This window comes from Streptomyces sp. NPDC050732 (genome assembly GCF_040654255.1).
In the GTDB taxonomy this organism is placed as follows: domain Bacteria; phylum Actinomycetota; class Actinomycetes; order Streptomycetales; family Streptomycetaceae; genus Streptomyces.
Genome location: NZ_JBFAHP010000024.1, coordinates 99,893 through 121,531, shown reverse-complemented (window position 1 = coordinate 121,531; position 21,639 = coordinate 99,893). Strand labels below are relative to the sequence as shown.

The following is a 21,639-nucleotide window of genomic DNA, read 5'->3' as shown; positions in this document are numbered from 1 at the left end:
GCCCTGCTGCTCTCCCTGCCCGGCTCGCCGATCCTCTACTACGGCGACGAGATCGGCATGGGCGACAACATCTGGCTCGGCGACCGCGACGCGGTGCGCACCCCCATGCAGTGGACCCCGGACCGCAACGCAGGCTTCTCCTCCTGCGACCCCGGGCGCCTCTACCTCCCCACGATCATGGACCCCGTCCACGGCTACCAGGTCACCAACGTCGAGGCCTCCATGTCCTCCCCGTCCTCCCTGCTCCACTGGACGCGGCGCATGATCGAGATCCGCAAGCAGAATCTCGCCCTGGGCATCGGCTCGTACACCGAACTGCCGTCGTCCAATCCGGCGGTCCTCGCCTATCTGCGCGAGTACCAGGACGACCTCGTGCTGTGCGTGCACAACTTCTCCCGCTTCGCGCAGCCCACCGAACTCGACCTGCGGGCCTACGACGGGCGCCACCCCGTGGAGCTGATCGGCGGGGTCCGCTTCCCGGCCATCGGTGAGCTGCCCTACCTGCTGACACTGGCGGGCCACGGCTTCTACTGGTTCCGGCTGTGCAACGACCTCCACCCGCGCCGACCGGCGGACCTCGCCGTGCGCCTCTGAAGGGACGTGTCGCATGCTCAAGACCGCAACGCAGTCGCGTGGCAGCAGCCTCAGCCCTCCGCTGCTGCTCACGTCGTTGGCCGGAGTACTGCAGAAGTGGCTGCCCGAGCAGCGGTGGTTCGCGGGCAAGGGGCTGCCCGTCACGGACCTCGCCGTGGTGTCGATGACCGAGCTGCACCCCGGCTGCCTGCACCTGCTGATCAGTTCCGGGCACGCCGGGTCGCGCGACGACTGCTACCAGCTGCTCCTCGGCGTGCGCGAGGATCTGCCGTCCCGACTCCACCACGCCGTCATCGGCCGCCCCAGTGAGGGGCCCCTCGCGGGGCTCACGGTGTACGACGCGCTCCACGACCCGCGGTCGGCCGCACTGCTCCTTGAACGTCTCCGCACCCCGGGCTCGGCGGGACCGCTGCGCTTCGAACGTGACGCGCAGACCGTGGTGCCCTCGGGGCTCACGCCCCGCATTCTGGACGGCGAGCAGTCCAATACCTCTTTGGTGTACGGCGATTCCTTCATCCTGAAGCTGTTCCGCCGTGTGCAGTACGGCGTCAATCCCGACCTGGAAGTTCCCTGGGCGCTGGCCCGTGAGGGGTGTGCGCGCGTGCCCGCCCCCGTGGCCTGGTTCTGGACCGGCGAGCCGTGCAGGACGACCCTCGGGGTGCTCCAGCCGTTCCTGCCCGGGGCGACGGACGGCTGGACCCTGGCCCTGCAGACCCTCGCCGCGGGGCGGGACTTCACCGACGAGTCGTACGAACTGGGGCGGGCCACCGCCGAGGTGCATCTGGCGCTGGCCCAGGTCTTCGCGCCGGGACCCGAGGACCGGCACGGCGGGCGTCGCCTCGCCGCCGCGATGACGGCCCGCCTGGACACCACCGCCCGGCAGGTGCCGGCGCTCGTCCCGTACGTGTCGCGGCTGCGGGGCGCGTACGACGCCGTCGCGGCACGCGGCCTCGACCGGCCGCCGCAGCGCATCCACGGGGACCTGCACCTCGGGCAGGTCCTGCGGGCCGGGCAGCGGTGGTTCGTCATCGACTTCGAGGGGGAGCCGGCCCGCCCGATCGCCGAGCGCAGACGCGTGCAGGCACCCGTCCGCGACATCGCGGGCATGCTCCGCTCCTTCGACTACGCGGCGCACGCCAGGCGGCCCTGGCAGCCCCGGTGGGCCCAGCGGTGCAGGGACGCCTACTGCGCGGGCTACGCGGCCGAGGCGGCGTGGGACCCGCGGGGGCAGGCCGAGCTTTTGCGGGCCTACGAGACGGACCGGGCGGTGTACGAGGCGCTGTACGAGGCCAGGCACCGTCCGGACTGGCTGCCCGTGCCCATGGCGGCGATCGCCCGTCTGGCGGAGGGCCGTTGACTCCCCCGCCCGCGGCGCCGCACTCACGTCCGCCCTTCCCGTCACCGCCGCTCCGCACCTGCTCAGAGGAGAGCTGACTCCGTGGTCATCGCCGATACATCCACCCCCGCCCCCGCGGTCACCCTCCGCACCCCGCTGCCCGACCCGGGGACCGTCGCCGACGACGGGCAGACCCAGGACTGGCACGTGTCCGAGGCGCCGCTCGGCGGCCCGCTCGACGAGGAGAGCCGGGGCCGCCTGCTCGCGGGCACCCACCACGACCCGCACGCCGTGCTCGGCGCGCATCCGGTGCACGGGGGCGTGGCGTTCACGGTGCTGCGGCCGTACGCCCAGGCGGTGGCGGTCGTCGTCGACGGCCGGGCCGCGCGGCTGAACGATGTGGGTGACGGCCTGTTCTCGGGCGTTCTGCCGCTCGGGGCGATCCCCGCGTACGAACTGAGGGTGACGTACGACGGCCGGGAGACCGAGGTCCAGGACCCTTACCGCTTCCTGCCCGCGCTCGGCGAACTCGACCTGCACCTGATCGGCGAGGGGCGGCACGAGGAGCTGTGGCGGGCACTCGGCGCGCATCCCATGACCCACCAGGGCGTCACCGGCACCCGGTTCACAGTGTGGGCGCCCAACGCCAGGGGCGTGCGGGTGTGCGGGGACTTCTGCCACTGGGACGGCGCGGCCTACCCGATGCGTTCGCTGGGGTCGACCGGGGTGTGGGAACTGTTCCTCCCCGGCATCGGTGAGGGGGACCGCTACAAGTTCGACATCACACGGCCCGACGGCACGCACACCCTGCGCGCGGATCCGATGGCGCGCCTGGCGGAGACACCGCCGGCGACCGCCTCCGTGGTCACCCGGTCGACCCATGTGTGGGCGGACGCGGAGTGGATGGCCCACCGGGCGGACCGTCCGGTGCACCAGGCGCCCTTCTCGGTGTACGAGGTGCATCTCCCGTCCTGGCGCCCAGGCTTGTCCTACCGCCAGCTGGCCGAGGAACTCACGGCATACGTGGCCGACGCGGGCTTCACGCATGTGGAGTTCATGCCGGTGGCCGAGCATCCGTTCGGCGGATCGTGGGGCTATCAGGTCACCGGCCTGTACGCGCCGACCTCCCGCCTGGGCACACCGGACGACTTCCGGCACCTCGTCGACACGCTGCACCAGGCGGGCATCGGCGTGATCGTGGACTGGGTCCCCGCGCACTTCCCCAAGGACGACTGGGCGCTCGCCGCGTTCGACGGGTACCCGCTGTACGAACCGGGGGACTCGCGGCGCGCCGAACACCCGGACTGGGGCACGCTCACCTTCGACTACGGCCGCCGGGAGGTGCGCAACTTCCTGGTCGCCAACGCGGTCTACTGGTGCGAGGAGTTCCACATCGACGGGCTGCGCGTCGACGCCGTGGCCTCCATGCTCTACCTCGACTACTCCCGCGAGGACGGCCAGTGGGCGCCGAACGAACACGGCGGCCGCGAGAACCTCGACGCCGTCGCCTTCCTCCAGGAGATGAACGCGACGGTGTACCGCCGCTGCCCCGGGGTCGTCACCATCGCCGAGGAGTCGACCGCGTGGAACGGTGTCACACGGCCCACCGATCACGTCGGCGAGGACGGATTCGGCGGGCTCGGCTTCGGCCTGAAGTGGAACATGGGCTGGATGCACGACTCCCTTGAGTACATCCGGCACGAGCCGGTGCACCGGCAGTACCACCACAACGAGTTGACCTTCGCGATGGTCTACGCGTACAGCGAGAACTACCTCCTGCCCATCTCCCACGACGAAGTCGTCCACGGGAAGCGGGCGTTGGTGTCCAAGATGCCGGGCGACTGGTGGCAGCAGCGCGCCAACCACCGCGCCTACCTGGCCTACATGTGGGCCCACCCCGGCAAGCAACTCCTCTTCATGGGCCAGGAGTTCGCGCAGGGCGCCGAATGGTCGCCGGAGCACGGCATGGACTGGAGGCTGCTGGACCCGTCCTATCCGGCGGAACCGGACCACGGTGGTGTGCTGCGGCTGGTGCGTGACCTCAACCACCGGTACCGGGCGACGCCCGCGCTGTGGGAGCAGGACACCGTGCCGGCCGGGTTCGCCTGGGTCGACGCCGACGCGGCCCACGACAACGTGGTGGCGTTCCTGCGCTTCGCCGCTGACGGGACACCGCTCCTGGCGGTGAGCAACTTCTCGCCGGTGATCCGCCACGAGTACGTGCTCGGGGTGCCCGCGACGGCAGGCGCGTGGCGGGAGACGCTCAACACGGACGCGACGGAGTTCGGCGGCGGCGACGTACGCAACGCGCCCCCACTCCACCCGACCCACGAGCCCACCGGCCCCTTCCCGGCCCACCTGCGCGTGACACTGCCCCCACTGGCGACCCTGTGGCTACAGCCCGAGTGACCGGACCTGAGGAGTCCAGCAAGGCATCAGGATCACGGCCTCCACTCCTGCACGTACCCCTCCCGCAGCGGCCCGCCGAAGAGGCGGAGCACCCGCTCGGCGGCTGCCGCCAGCGGGACGGGGTCGGCACGCTCGGCGACCGCTCGATGGCCGTCCAGCAGGGCCTTGCCCCGCACCGGGTCCGCGCTCAGCAGCCGGCGGGGCAGCCACTTGCCTATGCCCGTCCACGCGTTGTGGTGGGCCGTGAGAAGGTGCGCCGCCTGGTTCAGGGTGAGGTCGGCGAGGGAGAGCTGTTCGTACCTCCGGGCCGGTGAGGTGTCGATCAGGTCGTCCATGAAGCAGGTGAGGCCGTAGCGGCTCTGTTCCTGCTCCGCGGCGGAGAGCGGAGGCGGCCCCGCCGCGAGCACGGCTCGGACCTGCTCGCATGTCCGGGCAAGGTGGCCGGCGGGGTCCGTCAGGGCCAGCCCCTCGCCGTAGATGAACAGGACCGTGCCCCTGCGCCGGGCCCTGTCCCATGCGAAGAACTCCGGTATGTCCGCGAGGGTGTTCAGGAACAGCTCGGCCGGGCGACCCTCGTGGCGTATCACTTCGCGGCGGCTGATGTCCGAGTTCGGCAGGAGGACGGCCACGTCGAGATCGCTCGTCGCGGTGGCGCGGCCCTGGGCGGCCGATCCTCCGAGTACGGCGCCCAGGGCGTGGGGGAAGTGGGTGGTGACTAAGTGGAGGGCTTGGGTGATGGGGGTCTCGTGGTCTTGCATGAGGCCACATCGTGCCAGCCCCGCCCGCTGAGGCTCGGGAGGCCGGAATCACGCCTGCATCGATGAACGTAAACATAGAAGCGTGTCAGCATAGGACGTATGTCGAACGCGAAGGCGTTGCCGTTGCTCACGTCGGACGCGGACGTCGAGCCCTGCTGTCCGCCCCTCACGGAGCGTCCCCTCACCGCGGAGGAAGCGGTGCGGACGGCCGCGATGTTCAAGGCCCTCGGCGATCCGGTCCGGCTGCGCCTGTTCTCCCTGGTCGCCTCGCACGAGGGCGGCGAGGCGTGCGTGTGCGACATCTCCGACGTCGGCGTCTCCCAGCCCACGGTGTCCCACCACCTGAAGAAGCTGAGAGAGGCGGGCCTGCTCGCCTCCGAACGCCGCGGCACGTGGGTGTACTACCGCGTCGAGCCGTCCGTCCTCCAGGCAATGGGCCACCTGCTGGGCCAGCGCGCGGCCTGACGTCCGGCGAGGCTAGCCGTTCGGGAGGATGACCGCCCGGCCGTGCACGCGGCCCTCGTGCAGGTTCTCGTACGCCTTGGGGGCGTCGTCGAGCGCGTACGTCTCCACGTGGACGTCGATCACGCCGGACCGGGCCAGGTCCAGGACCTCGATCAGCTCGGCCCTGCTGCCCCAGTACGGGGAGCGCACGGCCGCGTCGAAGGGGGTCGTGCCGAAGCCGACCGACGCGGCCCCGCCGCCGATGCCGACGATCGAGACGTCCGCCTCCACCGCGGCGCACGCGGTCGCCGTCGCGGCGGTGGGCGGCGCGCCGACGAAGTCGAACACCGCCTGGGCGCCCAGGCCGCCGGTCAGCTCGCGCACCCTGCCCGCCGCCGCCCCGTCCGACAGGACGGCCTCGTGGGCGCCGACCTCGCGGGCCAGGCGCAGCTTCTCCTCGGTAACGTCGAGGGCGATCACCCGCGCCGGCGTCAGCGCACGCAGCAGCTGGATCGCCACGTGCCCGAGACCGCCGGTGCCGATGACCACGGCCGTGCTGCCGGGTGTCAGCTTGGGCAGTGAGGTCTTGATGGCGTGGTACGGCGTCAGGCCCGCGTCGGTGAGCGGCACGGCGGTCACCGGGTCGAGGCCGTTCAGCGGGACCAGGTGGCGCGGGTCGTCCACGATCATGTACTCGGCGATGGCGCCGGGCGCCCCGAGTCCGGGCGGGCGGATGCCCAGCTCCGCGGCGCGCGTGCAGTAGTTCTCCTTGCCCTGCGCGCACATCAGGCAGGTGCCGCAGCCCCACGGCCCGTACACGGCCACGGAGTCGCCGAGCGCGAGCCCGGTGACGCCCTCGCCCAACGCGGCGACGGTCCCGGCGCCCTCGTGGCCGAGGGTGAGCGGCAGCGGGAAGCCGAGGGACTCCGCCGGCCGGCTCATCACGGCGATGTCGGAGTGGCAGACACCCGCGGCGGTGACCTTCAACAGCACCTGGCCGGGGCCCGGTTCGGGCCGCGGGACGGTGACGACCTCGGGGGCGGCGCCGACGCTGCGGTACTGGACGGCCTTCATCTCGGCGGGCAGGGCCGGGGCGGCCGGGTCCTGGAGTTCTCGGTCTTGGTCTGACATTTCGGGTGCCTCTTCTTCCCTCTCTGATCCTCGTACGTTTCTCGGGTCCTCGTGCGGCCGGGTCAGCGAGCCGCGTAGCCGCCGTCGACGAGGTGGTAGCTGCCGTTGATGAACGAGGCGCGGTCGGAGAGCAGGAACAGCGTGAGGTCGGCGACCTCGTCGGCGGTGCCGAGGCGGCCCTGCGGGTGCAGCGCGATCAGCTGCCTGCGCTGCGCCTCGTCGCCCTTGAGCAGCGGGGTGTCGATGAAGCCGGGGGCGACGGCGTTGACGCGCACGCCCCGTGCCGCGTACTCCACGGCGGCGCTCTTGGTCAGCCCGACGACCGCGTGCTTGGCGGCGGAGTACGCGGGGGAACCCGCGAAGCCGTTCGTGCCGAGGATCGAGGACATGTTGACGACGGCGCCGCCGCCCGCGGCGACGAGCCGCGGCAGCTCGTACCGGAGGGAGTAGAAGACGCCGTTGAGGTTGGTGTCGATCACGCGCCGCCAGTCCTCGACCGTGTACTCGCCGGTCGGGGCGGTGGCTCCGGCGATCCCGGCGTTGTTGACGGCCAGCTGCAGACCGCCGAAGGTGTCGACGGTGAACTCGACGGCGTGGCGCACCGATTCGGGGTCGGTGACGTCGACGCGTACGGCGGCGGCGCGGCCGCCGGCCTCGGTGAGCGACCGGGCGACGTCCCGCGCGCCCTGTTCGTTGTGGTCCGCGACGACGACGGCCGCTCCTGCCGCGGCGAGGCGGCGGGCGACCTCAAGGCCGATGCCGGAGGCGGCGCCGGTGACGAGGGCGGCCTTCCCGGCGAACTCCGCCGGCGCGGTGGTGACGCCGGCCGTGCTGGTGCTGGTGCTGGTGCTGGTGCTCATGGTGGTGCCTGGTTTCACGTGGTGGTGGTTCGGGGTGCGGGTTCGTCGGCCAGGGCCGCGAACGACGCGTCGATGAGCTGCGGCAGGGGGATGCTCGCGCCGGGCGCGATCCAGAACCGTACGGCGGTGCCGAACGCCCCGACCGCCAGCGAGACGGCGAGCGCCGGGCGCAGATCACGCTCGGCGTCCAGGCCGAGCCGGCGCGCGACGATCGCCACCGACTCGGTCTCGGCCTCGTCCCGCACCCGCAGGTAGGCGGAGAGCAGCGACGGCTCCTCGTGGAGCAGTCGGAGCAGGTCGCCCGAGCGGGGCAGGCGGTGCCAGGCGGTCGGCTCGTCGTCGAGCCAGCCGCGGAGGGCCCGGTAGTAGGCCGTGAGGGGGTTCTCTTCCGCGGGGCGGGCGGCGAGCGCCGCGTTGATCCGCGCGTAGTCGGCGCGCAGGGCGTCGACCACGGCGTCCTCCTTCCCGGCGAAGTAGCGGGAGAAGGTGCGGCGCGAGACATCGGCGCGTTCGCTGATCGTCTCGACGGTGACCTGGTCGAGGCCGTGGGCGAGGACCAGGTCCACGGCGGCGTTCGCCATGGTGGCCCGGCTCTCCTGGACCTTACGGGTCCTGCGGCCCTGTGTGCTGCTCATGCCTCCGACTGTACTCCTCAAAGTGTCCCAACGGGACACTTGACCCCTCGGGACAGTTGGTGTCGGGCCCTGCCGGGTGCCTCCGCGCCCTCTGCCCGACCGCGGTCGCGCGTGCCATCGTGGTGGGGCCGCTGGTCCGTACCAGTGGCCCGGAAGGTCAGCTGCCGATGAGGAGCGTGCGCATGCGCGGCACCACCGTCTTACCGGGACAGGGGAACAACGGAGAACCGGGCGAGGAGGGCATGCCGACGCATCGGCTGCAGGTGCCGATGCCCAACACCCTGCCCTTCGCCATCGGGACGTTCGACACGATCGGGCCCATGTCCCGCGCCCCCTTCCCGCACCGGCACACCTTCCACGAGATCGTCCATGTGACGGGCGGCACCGGCGGACATGTGGTCGACCTGAGCCGCTTCGCGCTGCGTCCCCCGAACCTGTGCTTCATCGCCCCCGGGCAGGTCCATCACTGGGATGACGTGTCCGGCCTTGAGGGCCAAGTCATCCTGTTCACCGACGACTTCCTCCTCGACCATCCCGGCGACCGGCACCTCCTGCGGGGGCTCGCCCGGCGCTCCTGCCTCGACCTGACCGAGGAGGCGGCGGAGTGGACCGCCCGCCTGGTCGCCGAGCTGGACGGCGAGTACCGGTCGGGGGCCGAGGGGTTCCAGGGCGTCCTGCGGGCCCTGCTGCACATCCTGGTGGTGCGGGCGGCGCGGCTGCCCGCTCTCCGTACGTCACCGGCGGCCCCCGAGCCGCCGCACGAGGGAACGCCGCACTCCCGGCCGGTCTCGGTGGCCACGGATTTCGTGACGCTCCTCGCCGCTCCCGAGGGCGCCCTGGAATCGGTGCGGTCGTGCGCGGCGCGCCTCGGTGTCTCGGTGAGCTATCTCAGCGAGGCGGTGAAGGCCTCCACCGGCCGCACGCCAGGCGAACTGATCCGGCAGGCCCGGGTGCACGAGGCCAAACGCCTGCTGCTGCGCACCGAGTTGTCGGTCCGTCAGGTGGCGGGGCGGGTCGGGTTCGCCGACCCGGCGTACTTCTGCCGCTTCTTCCGCCGGGAGACCGGCGCGAGCCCCGGGGACTTCCGGCGCGGCGGTGGCGATATTCACCACGACCACCGGCTCCAGTCCATCGTCGGGTCCTCCTCCCCCGCATAGCTTCATAGCCGATCCGGAACGCACCCATCCCTTACGGCTCAGGAGGAGCGAGCGATGGACAACGAGATCGGCACCCCCACCGGTGACGGCACCCCCGAATCCGAGTCCGGCCCCGGTGTGAACGGCAGCAAGGGCCCGAGCCGCAAGACCGTCCTGCGGGCCGCCGCCGCGATGGGCATATCCGCGCCCCTGACCCTCTGGGGCGCGCCCGCGCTGGCGCGGACGGCCGGCGAGCGCGGCGAGGCCGTCGAGGTAACCCCGACCTGCGACGACGGTGACGACCCGACCATCCCGCAGATGGAGGGGCCGTACTTCAAGCGCAACTCGCCGCAGCGCACCTCGCTCGTCCAGCCGGGCACACCGGGCGTGCGCCTCACCGTCACCGGCTACGTCTTCGGGCTGGCCTGCAAGCCGATCCCCCGGGCGCTGCTGGACTTCTGGCAGGCCGATACCTACGGAGCGTACGACAACGTGGGATACCGCTTCCGTGGGCACCAGTTCACCGACGCCAACGGCGCGTTCAAACTCTCCACGATCGTGCCGGGCCTCTACCCGGGGCGCACCCGCCACCTGCACGTCAAGGTGCAGGCCCCCGGACGCTCGATCCTCACGACGCAGCTGTACTTCCCGGGTGAGCCGCGCAACAACACGGACACGATCTTCGACCCCCGGCTGCTGATGAACGTCCGCACCGTCGGCAACGCGAAGGAGGCGGATTTCGACTTCGTCCTCAACGTGCCGCAGTAGCGGGGCCGTACAACCTCTGGTGGGCGCCACAGGTCGGCCAACCGGTCGAGAACACCTGAGGAACAGAGAAATACGCATGTCGCTCACCAGCCGCAGAGTCCGTGTCACCATGCCTTTGATCGCCGCCCTCCCTGCTGGTGGGCGGCGGCCTCTCGGCCTGGACCCTGGGGCAGGGCACCGCCGCCCACGCGGCCGCGCGGGACGCCGGCCACGCGGGCGGCGCCGTGCGGCCGACGGACGACTTCAACGGCGACGGCTACGCCGACCTGGTCGTCGGCGACAGCGACTACGAGAGCAGGGCCATGGTCGCCCACGGCTCGGCGGACGGCCTGAAGGACGGTGTGCAGAAGTTCAACCAGGATCTGCCGGGCATGCCGGGCGTTGAGGAGAGCGGTGACAGCTTCGGCAGGTCGGTCGCGGCCGGCGACGTGACCGGTGACGACCACGCCGATGTCGCGCTCGGGGTGGTCGGCGAGGACGTCCGGAACGTCGCCGCCGCCGGCGCGGTCGTCCTCGTGCGCGGCAGTGCCGGCGGGGTGACGGGCGCCGGGGCGCAGGCCTTCCACCAGGACACGGCGGACGTGCCCGGAGTCGCCGAGAGGGGTGACCTGTTCGGGACGGCCGTGTCGCTGCTCGACGTCACGGGTGACGGGCACGGCGACCTCGCGGCGTCCTCCGTGGCGGAGAACGCCCAGGCCGGGGCGGTGTGGTCGCTGCGCGGCACGCCCGGCGGCCTGACGGCCAAGAAGTCCGTGGCCTTCGGCCCGAAGGATGTCGCGGCCCCGGACACGGCGGCGCTCTTCGGCAGCAGTCTGCGCTGAGCAAGCTCGTCGGCCGGGCAGCGCCGAGCCTGTGCCCCGGTCTGAGGCCTCCCCCCGTCGGAGGCCTCAGACCGGGCGGATCAGCTCCCAGGTGTCGACGGCGTAGTCGAGGGCCATGCCGTGCCGTTCGTACAGGGCGAGCGCGCCGCTGCTGTTGTCGGTGTCCACGCCGAGGCCGATCCGGTCGCGGCCCAGCGACGCGTAGTGCCCGAAGGCGTGGCGCAGGAGGTGGCTGCCGATGCCGCGCCCGCGGGCCTCGGCCAGGACGCCGAGGTTGCCTATCCACCCCATCGACGCACGGTCGTTGTGGGTGCGCAGCACGGCGGCGTCACCGTGACCCTCGACGTGGGCGACCCAGATCAGCGACCAGTCGACCCGCTCGGCGTTGATGTCGTCCAACCACTGCGTGTACGTGCGGGGTTGGTGGTCGAAGTGCTCCGTGAAGCACTTCTGGAGCAGGTCGTGCGCGCGCCTGCGGTCCTCTTCGGCCAGGCACGGACGCAGGGTCACTCCGGGCGGCGGCGAGGGCACCGGATCGACTACCGGGTCAAGCTGACGGGCCATCACGTTATACCGGCGCACGGTCCGCCAGCCTCGCGCCCGGAGCGCCGCAGGGTCCGTGGTGGGCGTGGTGTTGAGGTGGAGGTGCACGACGGCTCGCGCCGCACCGTTGGCCGCCGCCCGCTCCGCGGCGCGGTCCTCCATCAGGTCGAAGAGGTGCAGGGAGCCTTCGGGGCGGCCGGGCAGGACGTAGTGGTCGACGTCGATCCGCTCGCCGCCGGATTCGTCCCACAGCAGCGCGTACCCGACGAGCAGGTCACCGTCGTACAGCAGCCAGGAGTCCCGCTCCAGGTCCACCTCGGGGTGCTTCAAGTCGGCCTGCACCTCGACCAGTTCGGTGTCGGCCCGGCCGATCTCCAGCAGGTCGACTTCATTGAGCAGCGCACACACGGCCGCCGCGTCGCCGAGGGTCGCCGGGCGCACGGTCAGGCCCGGGGGCGGCGTGAGGGTCGTGGTCATGGGTCCACTGTCTGGGGGCTGGGGCCGGGACAGCAACGCATTTTTTTGCGGCCGGCCGCTTCCCCGGCTCCCGGTCACACAGTCCGCGTAAGAGTGGGGCGGCCGTCGCCGAGCAGCGGCGGGAGTGCCGTGCCGCGGTCCGCGACGCCCTCGCGGACCCGGACGCGTGGCACGGCTTCCGGCGCCTTGTCGTGCGGGTCTGCGAACTCGAACTCCACGCGCACAGGCGGGGGTTCACCGACGCCTTCATGTCGGCCTTCCCGAGGCCATGGACTTCACCGCCGACCGGGAGCAGACACTGCGCGCGGTCGGCGAACTGGCGCGCCGAGCCCAGGAGACCGGCCGACTCCGCCCCGGCTTCGTCGTCGGCGACCTGACCCTCATGCTCACGGCCCACCACGGCCTCCAGGACACGCCGCGCGCCACCCGACTCACGGCCTCCCGCCGCTTCGCGGCCTACATGATCGAGGCATTCCGCACCACCCCAGAGCCGCCGGCCCTCACCCCACTCCCCCGGCCCCACACCTACAGCGCACCCCCGTACCCTCGCCCGGGACGCCGTAGCTCCCGCGAGCTGGAGGTTCGTGAGCCTGGGGTTGCGGCGGGTGCCGGGGTTCAGGCCAGTACTGCCCGCACCGTCTTGCCTCCCCTGTGTGTGCCCACCACCTCCAGGCGGTGGGCCAGTTGGCGGACCATTGCCAGGCCCCGGCCGCTCTCCCTGTCCGTGCTCTGGCGCTGGACCCGGGGGCGTTCGGGGCTGGTGTCGGTGACCTCTACGGTGACTCGGCCGCCGGACACCTCCACGCTCAGGCGGCAGCCGCCGTCCGCGTGCCGCAGGGCGTTGGACACGAGCTCCGAGACGATCAGCGTGGCGTCGTCCACCCGGTCGGCGGCCACCTCGGTCTTGCGGCGGCGGGATCCCGAGAGGAATCCCGAGGTCAGGTGCCGCGCTCGGCCCGCCGACGCGGGCTCCTGCGGCAGCGCGTACTCCACTCGTTCCTTGGACCGATGGGCGCGCTGGTGCGCACGCATGGCAGCTCACTCCCCTCCCCGAGACAAACCGGCGTCCACCCGCGATCAACGTCGCCACCGGGGCCGCGACCCGTGGCGCGCGACCGGTCCTGCCCCACGGTGATGCCCTCGCCCACTGATCCTCAATCCGCCCGCGGTCGCTTCCCTTGCCACACATTGACCCTGACATCAGCTTCAAATCAGACTGAGCGGGTCATCCGCCGGCACCGGCGTCGAAGGCGCGGTGTCCGCTCCGCCACGCCGGAAAGGCCGCCCATGAGCCCGACGCCTCGCCCCTCCAAGGACCTCAAGGACCACAAGGACCACAAGGACTACCAGGACGAGATCTACTTTGACGGGCTGCGCGGTGTCGTTCCCACCTATCCGATGACCTATGGGGAGTTGGAAGCACGTGCGCATGCCGCCATGCCGCCCTCGATCGTCTCGTACGTCGCCGGCGGCGCGGGTGACGAACGTACGCAGAACGCCAACGTCACCGCCTTCGAGCGCTGGGGGCTGATACCGCGGATGTTCGTCGGCGCCGCCCGACGCGACCTGTCCGTCGACCTCTTCGGCATGAGGCTGCCGTCGCCCCTGTTCATGGCGCCCGTCGGGGTTCTCGGGATCTGCGCTCAGGACGGGCACGGGGACCTCGCGACGGCGCGGGCGGCCGCGCGGACCGGCGTGCCGATGATCGCCTCCACGCTGTCCGAAGACCCGATGGAGGCCGTCGCGGGCGAGCTCGGCGAGACGCCCGGCTTCTTTCAGCTGTACACGCCGACCGACCGCGCGCTCGCCGAGAGCCTGGTGCGCCGGGCGGAGAAGTCCGGCTTCAAGGCCATCGTCGTGACCATGGACACCTGGATCTCCGGGTGGCGCCCGCGCGACCTGAGCACCTCCAACTTCCCGCAGCTGCGCGGCCACTGCCTGGCCAACTACACGAGCGACCCGGTCTTCCGCGCCCAGCTGCCCGCCGACCCCGAGCAGGACATGCAGTCGGCGGTACTCACGTGGGTGCGGGTCTTCGGCAACCCGCTGACCTGGGACGACCTGCCGTGGCTGCGCTCCCTGACGTCCCTGCCGCTGATTGTGAAGGGCCTGTGCCACCCGGAGGACGTGCGCCGCGCCAGGGACGGCGGGGTGGACGGCATCTACTGCTCCAACCACGGCGGCCGCCAGGCCAACGGCGGACTTCCCGCGCTCGACGTGCTGCCCGCGGTCGTCGAGGCGGCGGACGGGCTGCCCGTCCTCTTCGACTCGGGAGTGCGCAGCGGCGCGGACATCGTCAAGGCCGTCGCGCTCGGCGCCACCGCCGTCGGCGTGGGCCGCCCGTACGTGTACGGACTCGGGCTCGGCGGGACGGACGGTGTCACGCACGTGCTGCGCTCGCTGCTCGCCGAGGCCGATCTCCTCATGGCGGTCGACGGCTACCCCACCCTCGCCGATCTCACCCCGGAGGCTCTCCAGCGCGTGCAGTGACCAGGCGGGAGGGCGGGGGGAGAGGGCGGGGCGAGCAGGGCAGGCCAGTGACCATCCGGGACTCAGTGGACACTCACACGTCCCTTGTGAGACATTGATGTCTCATTCGGAACTGAGGTGTTACTCCCCATGACCCCGCAACGTGACTCACGGCGCTGGGCCGTCCTCGCGATCCTCTCCGGCAGCCTCCTGCTGATCGCCATGGACACCACGATCCTGAACGTCGCCTTCCCGTCCCTGGTCACCGATCTGCGGCCCAGCTCCGTGCAGCAGCTGTGGATCATCGACATCTACGCCCTCGTGCTCTCCGGACTCCTCGTGACCGCGGGCGCGCTCGGCGACCGGTGGGGCCGCAAACGGCTGCTCCTGATCGGCTTCGGCGTCTTCGCCCTCGCCTCGCTGCTCGCCGTCTTCGCGACCGCCGCCTGGCAGGTCATCGCCGCCCGGGCGCTGCTCGGCGCGGGTGGCGCGGCGATCATGCCGGCCACCCTGTCGATCCTGCGGCACGTCTTCACCGACGCCCGCGAGCGCGCCCTCGCCTACGCGGTGTGGTCGGCCGTCTTCGGCGGCGGCATGGCGCTCGGCCCGGTCGTCGGCGGCCTGCTGGTCGAGCACAACGGCTGGCAGTCCGCGTTCCTGATCAACATCCCTGTCGCGCTGGTCGTCATCGCGCTCGGCCTGTGGATCCTGCCCGAGTCCCACCAGCCCCGGGAGGGCCGCTGGGACTGGTGGGGCGTCGGCCAGTCCGTCGTCGGCATGCTCGCCCTGGCGGGCGGCATCAAGCAGCTCGGCAAGGGCGGCCCCGCCGACCCGGTGGCCTGGGCGCTCCTCGTCCTCGCCGCGGTGACGCTCACCGTCTTCGTCCGTCGCCAGCTGCGGCTCGACCACCCGCTGCTGCGGGTACGCCTCTTCACGTCCAGGCCCTTCGCCATCGCCGCCGCTGCGATCTTCCTCGGCATGATCGCCCTGGGCTCGGCGCTGTTCCTGATCACGCAGTGGTTCCAGTACGGGCAGGGCTACACGCCCCTGGAGGCGGGCGTCCGGCTCCTGCCGGCCCCGCTGGGCCTGGTCCTCACCTCGCTGGTGACCCCGGTCCTGATGCACCGGCTGCCGATCCGGCACGTGATGGGCGGCGGCCTGGTGGTGATGGCGGCCGGGCTCGCCCTGCCGTGGTTGCTGCAGCTGTCGGGGCCGCTCGGTTACGGCGGGGTCGCCGTCGCGCTGGCGGTGCTCGGCTGCGGCGTCGGCGTCGCGACGACCGCCGCGTCGGTGACGCTGATGGCCGCCACCCCGGCCAAGGACGTCAGTGGTGCCGCGGCGGTCGAGGAGACCTGCTACGAACTCGGCGCGGCGATGGGCGTGGCAGTACTCGGCAGCGTCGCCACCGCGCTGTACCGCGTGAACCTGCCCGACCTGGGCCTCCCGGCCGACACCACGGCGGCCGTGAGCGACTCGATCGGCGAGGCGGCGCGGGTCGCCCACGAGCTCACGGGCCAGGCCGGCGCCACCCTGCTCACCCGGGCCGCCGACGCGTTCACCTCCGGGATGGCGCCGACGTTCCTGATGGCGGCCGCGCTGCCGCTGGCCGCGGCGGCGCTCACCTGGGCGAAGATCCCCAAGGGCCTGCGCCCGACGGAGGACGCGCACTGACGCCCCAACTGGCAACGCCCGTACCTCAGTTCCCCCTATCATCTGTTCGGCTCAATGCGTTCGGTGAAGTGCGTTCGGTGAGATGCGTTCGGTGAGAGGACGACGGGGACTTGAGTTCCATACGGAAGCGCGGCGCGCGCAAGCGCCGCAGGGCGATGGCCGTCGCGGGCGCCGCGGCGGCCGTCGTGGCGGGGATCCAGCTGTCGCCCGCCGCGTTCGGCACGGGCGGCGACGAGAAGCCGGCGGCCGCACGGCCTGCCGCCGGGACGGACGACTTCGGCGTCACCCGCGCGGACGGAACCTCCTTCGAGAACGGCGTCATGTCCCTGAAGCCCGCGCCCTCCTCGCGGCAGGCGGCCGCCGCGGCCCCGCACGGCACGGGCTGGAAGTCGGGCGGCGCGTCCAAGTACCTCGGCACGGGCTACACCATCAAGTTCTACGACAAGCGGGCCGCGGACTGGCTCGGCCCGTACGTGAAGAAGTCCGCCGCGGACCTCAGGCGGGTCACCACGCTGCCCGTCTCCGTCGACACGAGGCCGGTCGGCTGGGACTACGTCCGGCCCAGGGGCGAGATCATCATCGGCCTCCTGCGCCGCCCCTGCGTTCCCCCGGCCGACGGCGGCCCATCGGGCTGGAAGGTGGTCCGGGACGGCTCGGGCAGCAAGGACCTGAGCTGCGGCTTCTACGCCTCGTCCATCGCCGACACAGTGACCAGCGGGCACGCGTACATCGACGACGAGTTCTTCACGGCGGACGGCAGGCCCGCCCCGTCCATGGGCGCGACCTACCTGCGCAACCACATCAGCCACGAGCTCGGGCACACCATGGGCCTCGCGCACGCCAACCGCAGCCCGGCCCGCGGCGACTGCGTCAAGGGCACCGACTCCGGCCAGGTCCCGGTGATGTGCACGCCCACCTACGCGTACCAGGACAAGCGCGCGGGCAGCTACGTCCAGCAGTTCGACATGCAGGGCCTGCGCCACCTGGCCCGCGGCGGCGGCGCGGCCCTGCCCCCGCAGGGCAAGGTGACCGGCATCGGCCGCAAGTGCCTCGACGTCAAGGGCGGCAAGGCGGCCAACGGCACGCAGATCCAGATCCACACCTGCAACAACGGCGTCGCGCAGTCGTGGATCCCGCAGAAGGACGGCACGTTCCGGGCGCTGGGCAAGTGCCTGGACAACCACCGCAACCAGAGCACCGACGGCAACAGGATCACCCTCTCCGACTGCCACGGCGGCGCGTCGCAGCGCTGGTCGGTGAATGCCAGGGGCCAGATCGTGCACGTCGCGTCCGGCAAGGTCCTCGACGTGCGGGGCGGCTCCACCGCCAACGGGACCAGGGTCCAGCTGCACGCGGCGAACACGTACAAGCGCCAGGTCTGGGTCACACCGAAGTAGCCACGCCGAAGGAGACACCTTCAAGCAACCCTTAAGATCACTTCGCACTCGGCACGGGCAAGAAGGGGCCCGAGGTGATCAACGAGGAGTACTCGGACTTCGGCGCCGTCCCCGCGATCTCCGCGCCACCGGCCGGGTCGGTCGCCACCCGGGACGAGTTCATCGCGGCCCAGGCACAGCCGCAGCCGCGGGTCCAGCGGCTACAGTCACCAGCGATCAGCACCGCTCACCTGGGAGAACCTCGGACCATGGCCGTCGACGAACTCGACACCCGCATCCTGCGGCTGCTCCTCGAACAGCCCCGCACCAGCCTGCGTGAGTACGCGCGCGTCCTCGGGATCGCCCGCGGCACCCTGCAGGCCAGGCTGGACCGCATGGAGCGGGACGGCGTGATCACCGGGACGGGTCCGTTCCTCTCCCCCGCGGCGCTCGGCCACCCCGTGCTCGCCTTCGTCCACATCGAGGTCACCCAGGGGCACCTGGACGAGGTGGGGGACGCGCTCGCCGCCGTTCCCGAGATCATCGAGGCGCACTCGATCACGGGCGGCGGCGACCTGCTGACGCGCGTCGCGGCCCGCGACAACGGGCACCTGGAGGACGTCATCCAGCAGCTGATCAACCTGCCGGGCGTGGTGCGCACCCGCACGGAGATGGCGCTGCGGGAGCGGGTGCCGCACCGCCTGCTCCCGCTGGTCGAATCGCTCGGCAGGTCGACCGCCGGACAGGGGTGACCTGGCCGTTTGGCATGCTGGATGCCATGAGCACCTTCGGCAGGACCTCGGTCGTCTTCGACCTCGACGGCACTCTCGTGGACAGCGAGCCCAACTACTTCGAAGCCTCGCGGGCCCTGCTCGCCGACTTCACGGGCCGGGAGTACACCTGGGCCGACAACGAGCAGTACGTCGGCATCAGCTCCGTGGAGACGCTCGCGCTGTGGCGGACGGAGTACGGCATCGAGGCCTCGGCGGCCGAACTGCTCGCCGACCTCGACCGCCGCTATCTCGCGCTGGCCCGCGCCAATACGCCCGTCTACCCGGAGATGCGCAAGCTCGTCGAGCACCTGCACGAGGCGGGCGTGCCGATGGCGGTGGCGTCCGGGTCCTCCCGCGCGGCCATCGAGGCGATCCTGGTCGGCACGGGCCTCGACGCCTGGCTGACGACGCTGGTCTCCGCCGAGGAGGTCCCGCGCGGCAAGCCGGCGCCGGACGTGTTCCTCGCGGCGGCCGAGCTGCTGGGCGCCGACCCCGCGGACTGCGTGGTCTTCGAGGACGCGGCGCCGGGCGCGCTGGCGGCGCGGGCGGCCGGGATGCGGTGTGTGGCGATACCGTACGTCGCCGCGCACGCCTCCGATGAGGCCTTCGCCGACGCGGACTTCCTGTTCCCGGGCGGCCAGGCCGAGTTCACGGCCCAGGCGGCCCTGGACGTTCTGGCCACCGAAGGGTAGCCATCAGGGGCGCGCCGAAGGGTGGCTTTTCAGGGGCGCGGGGAACTGCGCGACAAGCCACGACGAGCCCGCAGCAGAGACCCGGCCCCGAACCGCTCAGGCGGCGCCGGCCACCCGCTCGGGGGTGAGCAGCTCCGCCAGCCGCTCCGGCGGCAACAACCCCTTCTCCAGGACCAGTTCGGCGACGCCCCGCCCCGTGGCGAGCGCCTCCCGGGCGATCTCCGTGGCGGCGGTGTAGCCGATGTGCGGGTTGAGCGCGGTGACCAGGCCGATGGACGTCTCCACCGAGGCGCGCAGCACCTCCGTGTTGGCGGTGATGCCCTCCACGCACCGCTCGGCGAGCGTCAGGCAGGCCTGGCGGAGCGAGGTGATGCTCTTCGCGAGCGAGTGCAGGATGACCGGCTCGAAGGCGTTGAGCTGGAGCTGGCCCGCCTCCGCGGCCATGGTGATGGTGACGTCGTTGCCGATCACCTCGAAGGCGACCTGGTTGACGACCTCGGGGATGACGGGGTTGACCTTGCCCGGCATGATGCTCGAACCGGCCTGCACCGGCGGCAGGTTGATCTCGTTGAGGCCCGCGCGCGGGCCGGACGACAGGAGCCGCAGATCGTTGCAGCTCTTCGAGAGCTTGACCGCGATCCGCTTCAGGACGCCGGACAGGTGTACGAAGGCTCCGCAGTCCTGCGTCGCCTCGACCAGGTTGGCGGCGGTCACCAGCGGCATGCCGGTGATCTCGGCGAGGTGGCGGCGGGCCGTCTCGGCGTAACCGGCGGGGGCGTTGAGGCCGGTGCCGATGGCGGTGGCGCCGAGGTTGATCTCGTGGATCAGCTCGACGGCCTCGGCGAGCCGCATGCGGTCCTCGTCGATCATCACGGCGTACGCGGAGAACTCCTGGCCGAGCGTCATCGGCACGGCGTCCTGGAGCTGCGTGCGCCCCATCTTCAGGACGTCGCGGAACTCCAGGGCCTTCGCCGCGAACGCGTCCTGCACCACCGCCATCGCGCGCAGCAGCCCGTGGACCGCGCTGACCGTCGCGACCTTCACGGCGGTCGGGTAGACGTCGTTGGTGGACTGGCTGAGGTTGACGTCCTCGTTGGGGTGCAGGTGTTCGTACGCGCCCTTGGGGTGCCCGAGGAGTTCCAGCGCGCGGTTGGCGACGACCTCGTTGGCGTTCATGTTGGTGGAGGTGCCCGCGCCGCCCTGGATGACGTCGACGACGAACTGGTCGTGCAGGCGCCCCGCGCGGATCTCCCGGCAGGCCGCGGCGATGGCGTCGGCCTTGGTCTTCGGGAGGAGCCCCAGCTCCTCGTTGGCGCGGGCGGCGGCCTCCTTGACGGCGGCGAGCGCGTCGACCAGCTGCGGGTACACGGAGATCGGGATGCCCGTGATGGGGAAGTTCTCCGTGGCGCGCAGGGAGTGGATGCCCCAGTAGACGTCGGCGGGCACGTCCCGGTCACCGAGCAGATCGTGCTCGCGACGGAGGGCGGGGGCGGTGGTGGGGGTCATGATGGTTCTCTTCCGGCGTGGAGCGCCCCGTCAGGGGCGCGAGACTGTGACATTTGCGGCTCCGCCGCGTGGGCGCGACCAGCCACATGCGGCCCGCAGACGAACACACTCAGGCGGCAGCGGCCTCGTCCGACACCGCCGGGTCACCGACGATCCGCCGCAGCCGCGCCGTCCGCTCCACCGGGCCGGAGGCCGACAGCAGCGCGGCGAGGAGCGCGGTACGGGCCTGCCCGGCCCGCAACGTGCCGGTCAGCACCGCCCCGGCCGCCGCGAGGTCGACCGCCCCGCCGTGTGTGTAGATCTCGGTGACGGGCCCGGCGGGGACGCGGGTGGTGAGGGCGACCACGACGCCCCGCTCGATGGCGGCCCTGACGGCGGCGACGAACTCGGGGGTCGCGTTGCCCGCTCCAGTGGCGACGAGCACGATGCCCTCGGCGCCCGCCTCGACCGCCGTCTCCAGGAACAGCGGGTCGGCGTCGACGTGGTGCATGACCATGTCGATGCGCGGCAGGGACCCGGTCGGCAGCTCCGCGGGCGCCGGCAGCGGCTCGGGGCGCGCCGGGCGGTGCAGTATCGAGACCTTGCCGAAGCCCACCTTGCCGACGGGCGGCGCGGACGGGTCGGCGAAGGCGTCGGCGGCGAGGGTCTGGGTCTTCACGGTGCCGCGCGCGGCGTGCACCTTGCCGTCGAAGACGACGAGCACGCCGAGGTCACGGACGGTCGCGGCGGTGAGCAGCGCGTCGTAGAGGTTGCCGGGTCCGTCGCCGTCCTCGGCGCCGAGCGGCTTCTGCGCCCCGGTGAAGACGACGGGGCGCGGGTCGTCGTGGTGGAGGTCGAGCAGGAAGGCGGACTCTTCCAGGGTGTCCGTGCCGTGGGTGACGACGATGCCGTCGACGCCGGGGTCGGCGAACACCTCGCGCACGGTGCGCAGCAGGGTGAGCTGCTGGGCGGAGGTCAGGCGCGGGCTGTTCACGTTGAACAGGTCGATGACCTCGGAGCGTATGCCGTGGGGTATCGCCGCCGTGGCGAGCACTTCGCGGCCGGGGGCGTCGGCGGCGAAGCCGGTCCCCTGCCAGCGGCTCGCGATGGTCCCGCCGGTGCTGATGACGACGATCCGCCGCGCCTGTGCTTCCACGTCGGTGTACCTCCCAGGGATGCTGAGGTCCTTCAGCCCCCGGGTGGTGGGCAGCCTCGGCGCAAGGATAGATCGAACATCACGCAATGTGTTTGCCGACATCCG

Annotated in this window: 19 protein-coding genes and 2 pseudogenes; 13 read left to right on the top strand and 8 right to left on the bottom strand. The window is 71.9% G+C overall.

The genetic code is table 11. The features are described from left to right. The 3 genes from AB0H82_RS22620 to glgB form a co-directional block, all read left to right on the top strand. Nucleotides 1–594, top strand: a 594-nt coding sequence (locus AB0H82_RS22620) for an alpha-glucosidase C-terminal domain-containing protein (protein WP_362995389.1), incomplete at its 5' end; no start/stop codon positions are given. 13 nt (nt 595–607) lie between these two features. Further along, nucleotides 608–1,951 carry a maltokinase gene (locus AB0H82_RS22615; RefSeq protein WP_362995387.1) on the top strand — a complete coding sequence of 448 codons (1,344 nt, stop codon included), beginning with the start codon at nt 608–610 and terminating at the stop codon, nt 1,949–1,951. Between the two features lie 186 nt (nt 1,952–2,137). Further along, nucleotides 2,138–4,339 carry a 1,4-alpha-glucan branching enzyme gene (glgB, locus tag AB0H82_RS22610; protein ID WP_362995408.1) on the top strand — a complete coding sequence of 734 codons (2,202 nt, stop codon included), beginning with the start codon at nt 2,138–2,140 and terminating at the stop codon, nt 4,337–4,339. Nucleotides 4,340–4,371: 32 nt separating this feature from the next. On the opposite strand, the gene AB0H82_RS22605 is transcribed toward glgB, so the two are convergent. Further along, the gene (locus AB0H82_RS22605; protein WP_362995385.1) at nt 4,372–5,097 is read right to left on the bottom strand and encodes a nucleotidyltransferase domain-containing protein; all 726 of its coding nucleotides are present in this window, start codon (nt 5,095–5,097) and stop codon (nt 4,372–4,374) included. Nucleotides 5,098–5,196: 99 nt separating this feature from the next. Here AB0H82_RS22605 and AB0H82_RS22600 point away from each other — a divergent pair, with 99 nt between their 5' ends. Then, nucleotides 5,197–5,562, top strand: a complete 366-nt coding sequence (locus AB0H82_RS22600; RefSeq protein WP_362995383.1) for a metalloregulator ArsR/SmtB family transcription factor — start codon at nt 5,197–5,199, stop codon at nt 5,560–5,562. 12 nt (nt 5,563–5,574) lie between these two features. On the opposite strand, the gene AB0H82_RS22595 is transcribed toward AB0H82_RS22600, so the two are convergent. From AB0H82_RS22595 to AB0H82_RS22585, 3 genes are all read right to left on the bottom strand, one after another. Next, nucleotides 5,575–6,615: an NAD(P)-dependent alcohol dehydrogenase gene (locus AB0H82_RS22595; protein ID WP_362995406.1), complete on the bottom strand. Its 1,041-nt coding sequence runs from the start codon at nt 6,613–6,615 to the stop codon at nt 5,575–5,577. A gap of 119 nt (nt 6,616–6,734) precedes the next feature. Then, the gene (locus tag AB0H82_RS22590) at nt 6,735–7,532 is read right to left on the bottom strand and encodes an SDR family NAD(P)-dependent oxidoreductase (protein WP_362995381.1); all 798 of its coding nucleotides are present in this window, start codon (nt 7,530–7,532) and stop codon (nt 6,735–6,737) included. A gap of 14 nt (nt 7,533–7,546) precedes the next feature. Beyond that, nucleotides 7,547–8,167 (bottom strand): TetR family transcriptional regulator, encoded by a 621-nt coding sequence (locus AB0H82_RS22585; RefSeq protein ID WP_362995379.1) that lies wholly within the window; start codon nt 8,165–8,167, stop codon nt 7,547–7,549. A 182-nt stretch (nt 8,168–8,349) separates the two neighbouring features. Here AB0H82_RS22585 and AB0H82_RS22580 point away from each other — a divergent pair, with 182 nt between their 5' ends. From AB0H82_RS22580 to AB0H82_RS22570, 3 genes and pseudogenes are all read left to right on the top strand, one after another. Beyond that, nucleotides 8,350–9,324 carry a helix-turn-helix domain-containing protein gene (locus tag AB0H82_RS22580; protein WP_362995377.1) on the top strand — a complete coding sequence of 325 codons (975 nt, stop codon included), beginning with the start codon at nt 8,350–8,352 and terminating at the stop codon, nt 9,322–9,324. 171 nt (nt 9,325–9,495) lie between these two features. Continuing rightward, nucleotides 9,496–10,068, top strand: a pseudogene (locus tag AB0H82_RS22575) (dioxygenase); the annotation flags it as partial. 140 nt (nt 10,069–10,208) lie between these two features. Further along, entirely contained in the window at nt 10,209–10,892 is a 684-nt protein-coding gene (locus tag AB0H82_RS22570; RefSeq protein ID WP_362995375.1) for an FG-GAP repeat protein, read from the top strand. A 66-nt stretch (nt 10,893–10,958) separates the two neighbouring features. Here the strand turns inward: AB0H82_RS22570 and AB0H82_RS22565 are convergent, their stop codons facing one another. Beyond that, nucleotides 10,959–11,912, bottom strand: coding sequence for a GNAT family N-acetyltransferase (locus tag AB0H82_RS22565; protein WP_362995373.1), 954 nt, complete (start codon nt 11,910–11,912; stop codon nt 10,959–10,961). Between the two features lie 107 nt (nt 11,913–12,019). On the opposite strand from AB0H82_RS22565, the pseudogene AB0H82_RS22560 reads away from it, so the two are divergent. Further along, nucleotides 12,020–12,423 (top strand): annotated as a pseudogene (locus AB0H82_RS22560) (TetR/AcrR family transcriptional regulator); the annotation flags it as partial. Between the two features lie 104 nt (nt 12,424–12,527). On the opposite strand, the gene AB0H82_RS22555 reads toward AB0H82_RS22560, so the two are convergent. Continuing rightward, nucleotides 12,528–12,944, bottom strand: a complete 417-nt coding sequence (locus tag AB0H82_RS22555; RefSeq protein ID WP_362995371.1) for an ATP-binding protein — start codon at nt 12,942–12,944, stop codon at nt 12,528–12,530. 255 nt (nt 12,945–13,199) lie between these two features. On the opposite strand from AB0H82_RS22555, the gene AB0H82_RS22550 reads away from it, so the two are divergent. From AB0H82_RS22550 to AB0H82_RS22530, 5 genes are all read left to right on the top strand, one after another. Next, the gene (locus AB0H82_RS22550; RefSeq protein WP_362995369.1) at nt 13,200–14,402 is read left to right on the top strand and encodes an alpha-hydroxy-acid oxidizing protein; all 1,203 of its coding nucleotides are present in this window, start codon (nt 13,200–13,202) and stop codon (nt 14,400–14,402) included. A 129-nt stretch (nt 14,403–14,531) separates the two neighbouring features. Beyond that, entirely contained in the window at nt 14,532–16,052 is a 1,521-nt protein-coding gene (locus tag AB0H82_RS22545; protein ID WP_362995368.1) for an MFS transporter, read from the top strand. 110 nt (nt 16,053–16,162) lie between these two features. After that, complete coding sequence (locus AB0H82_RS22540) at nt 16,163–17,449, top strand: ricin-type beta-trefoil lectin domain protein (protein ID WP_362995366.1); 1,287 nt, start codon at nt 16,163–16,165, stop codon at nt 17,447–17,449. A gap of 248 nt (nt 17,450–17,697) precedes the next feature. Next, nucleotides 17,698–18,180 carry an Lrp/AsnC family transcriptional regulator gene (locus AB0H82_RS22535; RefSeq protein ID WP_362995404.1) on the top strand — a complete coding sequence of 161 codons (483 nt, stop codon included), beginning with the start codon at nt 17,698–17,700 and terminating at the stop codon, nt 18,178–18,180. 26 nt (nt 18,181–18,206) lie between these two features. Beyond that, nucleotides 18,207–18,893: an HAD family phosphatase gene (locus AB0H82_RS22530; RefSeq protein ID WP_362995364.1), complete on the top strand. Its 687-nt coding sequence runs from the start codon at nt 18,207–18,209 to the stop codon at nt 18,891–18,893. A 96-nt stretch (nt 18,894–18,989) separates the two neighbouring features. On the opposite strand, the gene aspA is transcribed toward AB0H82_RS22530, so the two are convergent. Both aspA and AB0H82_RS22520 read right to left on the bottom strand, forming a co-directional pair. Then, nucleotides 18,990–20,399 (bottom strand): aspartate ammonia-lyase, encoded by a 1,410-nt coding sequence (gene aspA / locus AB0H82_RS22525; RefSeq protein ID WP_362995362.1) that lies wholly within the window; start codon nt 20,397–20,399, stop codon nt 18,990–18,992. A 109-nt stretch (nt 20,400–20,508) separates the two neighbouring features. Beyond that, nucleotides 20,509–21,534 carry an asparaginase gene (locus AB0H82_RS22520; RefSeq protein ID WP_362995360.1) on the bottom strand — a complete coding sequence of 342 codons (1,026 nt, stop codon included), beginning with the start codon at nt 21,532–21,534 and terminating at the stop codon, nt 20,509–20,511. Between the last annotated feature and the right edge of the window lie 105 nt (nt 21,535–21,639).